This window comes from Streptomyces sp. NPDC054866, assembly GCF_053610745.1.
This window is the reverse complement of sequence record NZ_JBSGZA010000002.1, coordinates 1,478,072-1,486,423: the sequence shown is the minus strand read 5'-3', so window position 1 is coordinate 1,486,423 and position 8,352 is coordinate 1,478,072. Positions and strand designations below refer to the sequence as shown.

General features: G+C 71.7%; 6 protein-coding genes and 1 pseudogene. 4 read left to right on the top strand and 3 right to left on the bottom strand.

What is annotated here, in order from left to right; translation table 11 throughout:
* From ACWGI2_RS15310 to ACWGI2_RS15300, 3 genes and pseudogenes are all read right to left on the bottom strand, one after another.
* A pseudogene (locus tag ACWGI2_RS15310) lies at nucleotides 1-315 on the bottom strand (hypothetical protein); the annotation flags it as partial.
* The gene (locus ACWGI2_RS15305; protein WP_453395864.1) at nucleotides 312-1,004 is read right to left on the bottom strand and encodes a DUF4129 domain-containing protein; all 693 of its coding nucleotides are present in this window, start codon (nucleotides 1,002-1,004) and stop codon (nucleotides 312-314) included. The gene ACWGI2_RS15305 and the pseudogene ACWGI2_RS15310, both read right to left, overlap by 4 nt.
* Nucleotides 1,005-1,008: 4 nt before the next feature.
* The gene (locus ACWGI2_RS15300; protein ID WP_453695687.1) at nucleotides 1,009-2,328 is read right to left on the bottom strand and encodes a glycerophosphoryl diester phosphodiesterase membrane domain-containing protein; all 1,320 of its coding nucleotides are present in this window, start codon (nucleotides 2,326-2,328) and stop codon (nucleotides 1,009-1,011) included.
* Between the two features lie 140 nt (nucleotides 2,329-2,468).
* On the opposite strand from ACWGI2_RS15300, the gene mtnA reads away from it, so the two are divergent.
* The 4 genes from mtnA to ACWGI2_RS15280 are packed head-to-tail and all read left to right on the top strand — an operon-like array spanning nucleotide 2,469 to nucleotide 8,321.
* Nucleotides 2,469-3,662 (top strand): S-methyl-5-thioribose-1-phosphate isomerase, encoded by a 1,194-nt coding sequence (gene mtnA, locus ACWGI2_RS15295; RefSeq protein ID WP_453695685.1) that lies wholly within the window; start codon nucleotides 2,469-2,471, stop codon nucleotides 3,660-3,662.
* Between the two features lie 4 nt (nucleotides 3,663-3,666).
* Nucleotides 3,667-4,356: a two-component system response regulator MtrA gene (gene mtrA / locus ACWGI2_RS15290; protein ID WP_202121190.1), complete on the top strand. Its 690-nt coding sequence runs from the start codon at nucleotides 3,667-3,669 to the stop codon at nucleotides 4,354-4,356.
* Between the two features lies 1 nt (nucleotide 4,357).
* The gene (gene mtrB, locus ACWGI2_RS15285; RefSeq protein WP_453695684.1) at nucleotides 4,358-6,478 is read left to right on the top strand and encodes an MtrAB system histidine kinase MtrB; all 2,121 of its coding nucleotides are present in this window, start codon (nucleotides 4,358-4,360) and stop codon (nucleotides 6,476-6,478) included.
* Nucleotides 6,468-8,321: an LpqB family beta-propeller domain-containing protein gene (locus ACWGI2_RS15280; protein WP_453395861.1), complete on the top strand. Its 1,854-nt coding sequence runs from the start codon at nucleotides 6,468-6,470 to the stop codon at nucleotides 8,319-8,321. Before mtrB ends, ACWGI2_RS15280 begins: the two co-directional genes overlap by 11 nt.
* Nucleotides 8,322-8,352: the final 31 nt, after the last annotated feature.

The window sequence follows — 8,352 nt, the reverse complement described above, 5'->3', positions numbered from 1 at the left end:
GTCAGTGGTGTTGGCGGCGCCCGTTCCGGGCCCGGCCCCGTCCCCGGTCTCGGGGGTGGCGGCTGCTTCGGGCCCGGTGGTGTTCCTGGGCTCGGCGTCGGGGGCGGGGTCAGTGGTGTTGGCGGCGCCCGTTCCGGGCCCGGCCCCGTCCCCGGTCTCGGGGGTGGCGGCTGCTTCGGGCCCGGTGGTGTTCCTGGGCTCGGCATTGGGGGCCGGGCCAGTGGTGTTGGCGACGTCCGTCCCGGGTCCCGCCTCGGGGGCTGGGGCGTTTTTCGAGGTGGGGTTGGGGGGATCGGGGTTCTGGGGGGCCGTCAATTGGGGGGTCCCTGGGGGGTGTTGGTCAGGGTTGGGCGTGTTTGGGTTAGGGCCTTGTCCAGGGTTGTCAGGCGGTTGTATGTCGGCTCTGTGGCTGTGCGCGCGCCGTATGTGACGGCGTCGAACGACTGGGCTGCCGCTCGGAGTTCCGTGGCGTGGGTCGGGAGGGTTTGTGAGGCCTCCGCTGCCGCTTCGTCCGCTGTGCGGCCGGGGCGGGGGTCCAGGAGGGCGCGTTCCTCCAGGGAGCGGACCATCGCCCGCATGCGCTCCTGGACCGCTTGGTTCCAGTGGCCCTGGGCGGCGTGCGCTTCGGCGGCGGCGCGGTGTTCCGCCGCGGTGCGCGGGCGGTCGTCGAAGAGGGCGGGGGACGAGGCAGGGGCGCGGTGCGGGGTGCCGAGGCGCCACCACAGGGCCGCTATGAGGGCCAGTACGGCGATGATGATGACAAAGAGGCCGAGGCCGCCGCCCGGGGTCGCCCCCGAGGCGGCGGTGAACAGGCCGTCGACCCACTCCCAGAAGCGGTTCAGGGCGCGTTGCAGGAGGCTGGGGGCGTTCTCCTGGTAGGCGGGGTCGGACAGTTCGCGTTCGGCCGCCTCCCGCGCGGGGGCGCGCGGGATCGTCACCGGCGGGTCATCGTCGCCCGCGCGGAGGACGACCGCCGTCAGTCCGTGCAGCACTGCCCCCGTCACCGCATCAGCTCCCGGAGGTGCCGGGGGCGTTGGAGCCGTTGTCGCCCTGGAGGCCTGCCGCGCGCGCCAGTTCGAGGTCGAGGGCCTCTCGGCGGATGCGCTGGTCGACGTAGAGGAGGACCGTGACGCCCGCGGTGATCGGGAACGTGAGCATCGAGCCGATGACCGAGCCGACGCCGCTGACGATCAGGAAGGTCCAGCCGAGGTCGCCGGTGCCGCTGTCGAGGAAGCCGGTGACACCGTCGCCGCTCAGTGCGCCCGCGATGAGGGCGAAGGGGATGACGATGATCGACGCCACTACGTTGGCGATGATCGCGGCGAGCAGCTGGATGCCGAAGACGCGCCACCAGGAGCCGCGGACCAGCTTCGCCGAGCGGGTCATCGACTTCTTCACGCCCTGCTTCTCCAGCATCAGGGCGGGCGAGGCGAGCGAGAAGCGGACGAGGAGCCAGATCGCGACGATCAGGGCGGCGAATCCGCCGAGGACGGCGAGGCTGACGCCCGCGTCGGACGACCCCGCCACCGCGATCAGTACGCCGGGCAGGGAACCCGCGGCGACAACCGCCATGCCGATGAGCGGGAGCAGCAGCGTCAGGCCGATCAGCCTCGGCAGCTGCGGCTTGGCGTCCTGCCAGGCCTCGGCCGTGGTGACCGACTTACCGAGCACCGCGCGGCTGGTGACCATCGTGAGCAGGGCGGTGGCGATGATCGTGCCGAGCAGGGTGATCAGCAGGATCACGCCGGAGCTCAGCAGGGTGTCGCCCAGGGCGCGGGTCAGTTCGCCGACGGTCGCGCTCGGGTCGTCCAGGGCCTCCGTGGAGGCGCTGTCGTTGAGGACGAACCCCTGCAGCAGGATGACGACGATCTCCGTGAACACGGCCACGGCGAGGGAGATGCCGAGCACCGTGCGCCAGTACGTACGCATCGTGGAGACCGCGCCGTCCAGGATCTCGCCGACGCCGAGGGGCCGCAGCGGGATCACGCCGGGCTTGGCGGCGGGCGGCGGGCCCTGCCAGGCGCCCCAGCCGGGGTAGCCGCCGGGACCGCCGGGGACGGGTCCACCGGGGCCGGGGCCGCCGGGGCGTCCGCCGCCCCAGCCGCCGCCGGGCGGCGGCGGTGCAGGAGGAGGCGGGGTCTGGCCGGCGGCCGGCGGGCTGGGGGCGGACCACTGGGCGGGCGGCGGCTGTTCCTTGGACCACTTCGAGGCCGGACCGTCGGGCTGGTCCGCGGGCTCGGCCGGTTGGTGCTTGCCGGAGTCCTGTCCGTCGTCGGAGGGGTCGGAGGGGGCAGATCCGGGCGAAGCCCAGCCCGGAGTGTCGTTCATCGTCGCTCCTTCACGGTGCCCGTCCGCGGTCGCGGCGGCAGGTTGCCAGCCATCGTGCCACGGCACACCCGTGCGGTGACCGGGCAGCGTATGGGCTGCACACCTTCAATTGTCCGACAGGTACGGGGCAGACTGGGCGGATGGCTGATCAGTACGCGCAATCAGGCGAGGACACACGGCCGACCCAGACCCCGACGAGTTCAGCGAGCCCCGTGCACGCGAAGACCCCGGCGATCCCCGCGATCCGCTGGGCCGAGCCGCCGGAGGGCCCCGTACTGGTCCTCCTCGACCAGACCAGGCTGCCCGGCGAGGAGACCGAGCTGGTGTGCACGGACGCGCCCGCTCTGGTGCAGGCGATCCGCACGCTTGCGGTGCGCGGGGCGCCGCTGCTCGGCATCGCGGGTGCCTACGGCGTCGCGCTGGCCGCCGTACGCGGCTTCGACGTGCAGGAGGCCGCGGGTGCGCTCGCGGGGGCCAGGCCCACCGCGGTGAACCTCGAACACGGCGTACGCAGGGCTCTGACGGCGTACCGTTCGGCGCTCGCGGGCGGAGCCGATCAGGAGCTTGCGGGCGCCGCGGCCCTCGATGCCGCGAGGGCGCTGCACCGCGAGGACGCCGAGGCCAGCGCGAGGATGGCGGTGCACGGTCTGGCGCTGCTCGACGAGATGCTGCCCGGTGGCGGTCACCGGATCCTCACCCACTGCAACACGGGGGCGCTGGTCTCCGGCGGTGAGGGCACGGCGTTCGCGGTGGCCCTTGCCGCGCACCGGAAGGGGCACCTGCGCAGGCTGTGGGTGGACGAGACGCGTCCCTTGCTGCAGGGTTCGAGGCTGACCGCGTATGAGGCGGCGCGGGCCGGAATGGCGTACACCTTGCTTACGGACAATGCGGCGGGGTCGCTGTTCGCGGCGGGTGAGGTGGATGCCGTGCTGATCGGTGCCGACCGCATCGCGGCCGACGGTTCGGTGGCCAACAAGGTGGGGAGCTATCCGCTCGCGGTGCTTGCCCGCTATCACCACGTGCCGTTCATCGTGGTGGCGCCGGTCACGACCGTGGACCCGGACACCCCGGACGGAGCGTCCATCGAGGTGGAGCAGCGGGCGAGTCATGAAGTGACGGAGGTCACGGCACCCTATGTGCCGATGGCCGGGCTTGAAGCGGGAGGCGGGATCGCGGTGGCACCTCTGGGGACCCAGGCGTACAACCCCGCGTTCGACGTGACACCACCGGAGTTGGTGACGGCGATCGTCACCGAGGAAGGCGTCGTGTCGCCCGTGACAGCAGGGGGCCTCGGCGAGCTGTGTGCCAGGTCACGCCAGGTAACGATTAGCTAATGGGATGATGTCAGGCATGAAGGGACGAGTCCTTGTCGTCGACGACGACACCGCACTGGCCGAGATGCTCGGGATTGTGCTGCGTGGTGAAGGTTTTGAGCCGTCGTTCGTAGCTGATGGCGACAAGGCGCTGGCCGCTTTCAGGGAGGCAAAGCCGGATCTTGTACTGCTGGATTTGATGTTGCCGGGCCGTGATGGCATCGAGGTGTGCCGCCTGATCAGGGCGGAGTCCGGGGTGCCGATCGTCATGCTCACGGCGAAGAGCGACACCGTGGACGTCGTGGTCGGCCTTGAGTCCGGCGCCGACGACTACATCGTGAAGCCCTTCAAGCCGAAGGAGCTCGTGGCGCGCATCAGGGCGCGACTGCGGAGGTCCGAGGAGCCCGCGCCGGAGCAGCTCACCATCGGTGACCTGGTCATCGACGTGGCGGGGCACTCCGTGAAGCGGGAGGGGCAGTCGATCGCGCTGACCCCGCTGGAGTTCGACCTGCTGGTCGCGCTGGCCCGCAAGCCGTGGCAGGTGTTCACGCGTGAGGTGCTCCTGGAGCAGGTCTGGGGCTACCGCCACGCGGCCGACACCCGTCTGGTGAACGTGCACGTCCAGCGGCTGCGCTCGAAGGTCGAGCGGGACCCCGAGCGCCCGGAGATCGTGGTGACCGTCCGTGGTGTCGGTTACAAGGCCGGACCGAGCTGACATGTCCCGGGACAGTTCCCCCGCACCGCCCGGGGCTCCGGCTCCGGGCGGTCGCCCGGGGCGGACTGGGGGACGGCGCGCCTCGACGTTCGGGCGGCTCCTCGACGGCGGTCTGCTGTTGCAGGACGGGGTGCAGGGCAGCCCCGTCCTGAGGCTCTTCGTGCGCTGGGTGCGGCGTCCGCTGCTGCCCGCCGTGCGGCTGTGGCGGCGCAACATCCAGCTGAAGGTCGTCGTCACGACCCTCCTGATGTCGCTCGGTGTCGTGCTCATGCTCGGCTTCGCCGTCATGAGCTCCGTGAACAACGGCCTGCTCAAGGCCAAGGTGAAGGCCTCGCAGAGCCAGGCCGACGGTGGATTCAGGGCGGCTCAGGATGAGGCGAACTCCGCTCCGCCGCGCTCCGGGCAGGACAGCGGCACGCCCGACGGCGGGACCACGCCGCCCACCGCCGTATGGATGTCCGACCTGGTCGAGCAGCTCTCCAGCGGCGGCCAGAGCGCGTTCAACGTGGTGACGCTGAGCCCGACGTCCACGGCAGGCGGCGACAGCGAGCGCGGACCGCGTGCCTCCGGGGGCGTGGACCCGATCCAGAGCGTGCCCGAGGCGCTGCGCAGCAGCGTCGACAGGGACACGAGGGCCTATCAGAGCAACACCAGGATCGTCTTCAACGACGGCCGTGACCCCCAGCCGGGCCTGGTCATCGGCAAGCGTCTGAACGACCTGAACGGCGATCCCTACCAGCTGTACTACCTCTTCCCGCTGACGCAGGAGGAGGAGTCACTCGGCGTCGTCAGGACGACGCTCGCCACCGCCGGCCTGTTCGTCGTGGTGCTCCTCGGCGCCATCGCCTGGCTGGTGGTGCGCCAGGTCGTCACGCCCGTACGGATGGCCGCGGGCATCGCCGAGCGGCTGTCCGCCGGGCGCCTTCAGGAACGTATGAAGGTCACCGGAGAGGACGACATCGCCCGGCTCGGCGAGGCCTTCAACAAGATGGCGCAGAACCTCCAGCTGAAGATCCAGCAGCTGGAGGAGCTCTCGCGGATGCAGCGGCGCTTCGTCTCGGACGTCTCGCACGAGCTGCGTACGCCGCTGACGACCGTACGGATGGCGGCCGATGTCATCCACGACGCGCGCGTGGACTTCGATCCGGTGACCGCGCGGTCGGCCGAGCTGCTCGCCGATCAGCTTGACCGGTTCGAGACGCTGCTCGCCGACCTGCTTGAGATCAGCCGGTTCGACGCGGGCGCGGCGGCCCTGGAGGCCGAGCCGATAGACCTGCGTGAGGTCGTACGACGGGTCGTGGGCGGCGCGGAGCCGCTGGCGGAGCGCAAGGGGACGCACATACGGATCGTCGGGGACCAGCAGCCCGTGGTCGCCGAGGCCGACGCACGCCGCGTGGAGCGCGTCCTCCGAAACCTCGTGGTCAATGCCGTGGAGCACGGCGAGGGGCAGGACGTCGTGGTGCGGCTCGCGGTGGCGGGCGGCGCCGTCGCGGTCGCGGTGCGGGACTACGGAGTGGGGCTCAAGCCCGGCGAGGCGACCAGGGTGTTCAGCCGCTTCTGGCGGGCCGACCCGGCACGCGCGCGTACCACCGGTGGTACGGGCCTCGGGCTCTCCATCGCACTCGAAGACGCGCGGCTGCACGGCGGCTGGCTACAGGCGTGGGGCGAGCCGGGCGGCGGTTCGCAGTTCCGTCTGACGCTGCCGCGCACGGCGGACGAGGCGCTGCGGGGCTCGCCGATACCGCTGGAGCCCGACGATTCGCGGCGTCACCGCGGCCTGAACGACGCGGGCCTCCCGCTCGGCGGCGCGAACAAGCTCGCCACGGTGCCGGCGCAGCCTTCCGTGTCGGAGCGGGTGCCGCCGCCCGTCCCTGCGAGGGCGCCGATCGCGCCGCGGCTCGCCCAGGCGGCCACGACGGCGGATCCCACCGCGTTGCCGGGCAGCGGGGCGCGTGTGGTGCCGCGGCGGCCGCTGGACGACGCGGAGCAGAGCTCCGGCTCCGGTGAAACGGCGGCGGACACCACGAGTGGTGCCACGGCGGAGACCGAGGCGGACACCGATCGCGCGAGCGAGACGGAAACGGATCCCGCAAGGGAAGGGGAGGCCTCTCGTGGGCGCTGACCACGATCGCCGCGCCCGTCGGCGTCCGCTGCGGGCCGGTGTGCTGTTCGGCTCCTGCGGGGTACTGCTCGCGGGGTGCGCCTCGATGCCCGACAGCGGGAACCTGAAGGCGGTCGACGCCTCCCAGCGGCCGGACTCGCAGTCGCAGGTCCGGGTGTACGCGATGCCGCCCGGCGAGGACGCGGGCCCCGTCGAGATCGTCCAGGGCTTCCTTGAGGCGCTGACCAGCGACGACCCCCAATTCGCGATGGCGCGCAAGTACCTGACCAAGGAAGCGTCGAAGAGCTGGGACCCCGATGTGCAGACCACGGTCCTCGAGAACGGCCCGAGGCCGGGGTCGGGCAGCGTCGGGGACGACGGTGACACCGGCCGTTCGTTCCCGCTGACCGGCCGCAAGGTCGCCACCGTGGACAAGGAGCACGCCTACCAGCTGGACAACCGCGCGTACAACCAGTTCGTGCACCTCACCCAGCAGGACGGGCCGAACGGCAAGGAGTGGCGGATCGACCGGGTGCCGCCCGGCGTCGTGCTCGGACAGTCCGACTTCCAGCGCATCTACTGGTCCGTCAACAAGTACTACTTCGCGACGCGTTCGTCCGGCGTGCCCGGTGGCGGCCAGGAAGGGCTCGTCGCCGACCCGGTCTACATACGTCAGCGAATAGACCCCGTGACGGAGACCGTCAAGGCGCTGCTCGACGGGCCGACCAACTGGCTCAAGCAGGTCGTGGGCACGCGCTTCCCGACGGACACGCGGCTCAAGGCGGGCACGAAGACGCTGGCGCCCGACGACCAGGGCAAGCTGACGGTGCCGTTGAACGCGAAGGCCGACCCCATAGGTCAGGAGCGGTGCACGGAGATGGCCGCGCAACTGCTCTTCACGCTCCAGGACTTGACGTCGTCCGGCGTCGAGGAGGTGGAGCTCCAGCGCCGCAACGGCTCGCAGCTGTGCGTCCTGAGCAAGGAGCGGGCCGAGTCCGTCGCCTCGCGCCGCACCGCGGAACACCCTGACTTCCAGTACCTCATCGACGACAAGCGCCGCCTCGTACGGATGCGGGCCGGCTCTAGTGGCAAGGCCGATCCGCAGCCCGTCCAGGGGCAGTTGGGTAGTGGCGGGCAGCCGCTGCGTTCGGCCGCCGTGTCGCGGGACGAGGAGCGGGCGGCCGGCGTCTCGCTCGACGGGCGCTCGCTGTACATGGGGTCGCTGGTCTCCGAGGGCGCGCTCGGCAAGCCGGAGGTGCGCAGCAAGGCCAAGTCGGAGAAGGACGGTCTCTCGACGCCGAGTTGGGACGGCCGTGGCGACCTGTGGGTGGCCGACCGGGACCCGAAGCGGCCGCGGCTCCTCTGGCTGGAGCAGGGCGCGGGTGAGCCGCTGTCGGTCAAGATCCCCAACCTCGACGGGCGGATCGAGGCGGTGCGGGTGTCGGCGGACGGTGTACGGGTCGCGCTCCTCGTGAAGAAGGACGGCAAGACGTCCCTGCAGATCGGCCGTGTCGAGCGGACCGGCGCCAAGGGCGAGCGGCCGGAGATCTCCGTGGACGAACTGCGCCGGGCCGCACCGCAGATGGAGGAGGTCACCGCCATGTCGTGGGCGGGCGGCAGCCGCCTCGTGGTGGTCGGGCGCGAGTCCGGCGGCGTGCAGCAGATGCGGTACGTGCAGAGCGACGGCTCGGTGCCCGCGGGTGCGACGCTGCCCGGTCTCACCGGCGTGAAGGAGATCGCCGCGTCCGAGGACGAGCGGCAGCCGCTGGTGGCGCACTCGGACGACGGGATAGTGCGGCTGCCGACGGGTGCGCAGTGGCAGACGGTGGTCAAGGAAGGGACGGCGCCGGTCTATCCGGGGTGACGCGGCCGGAACAACGCGTCGGCCGCGCGGT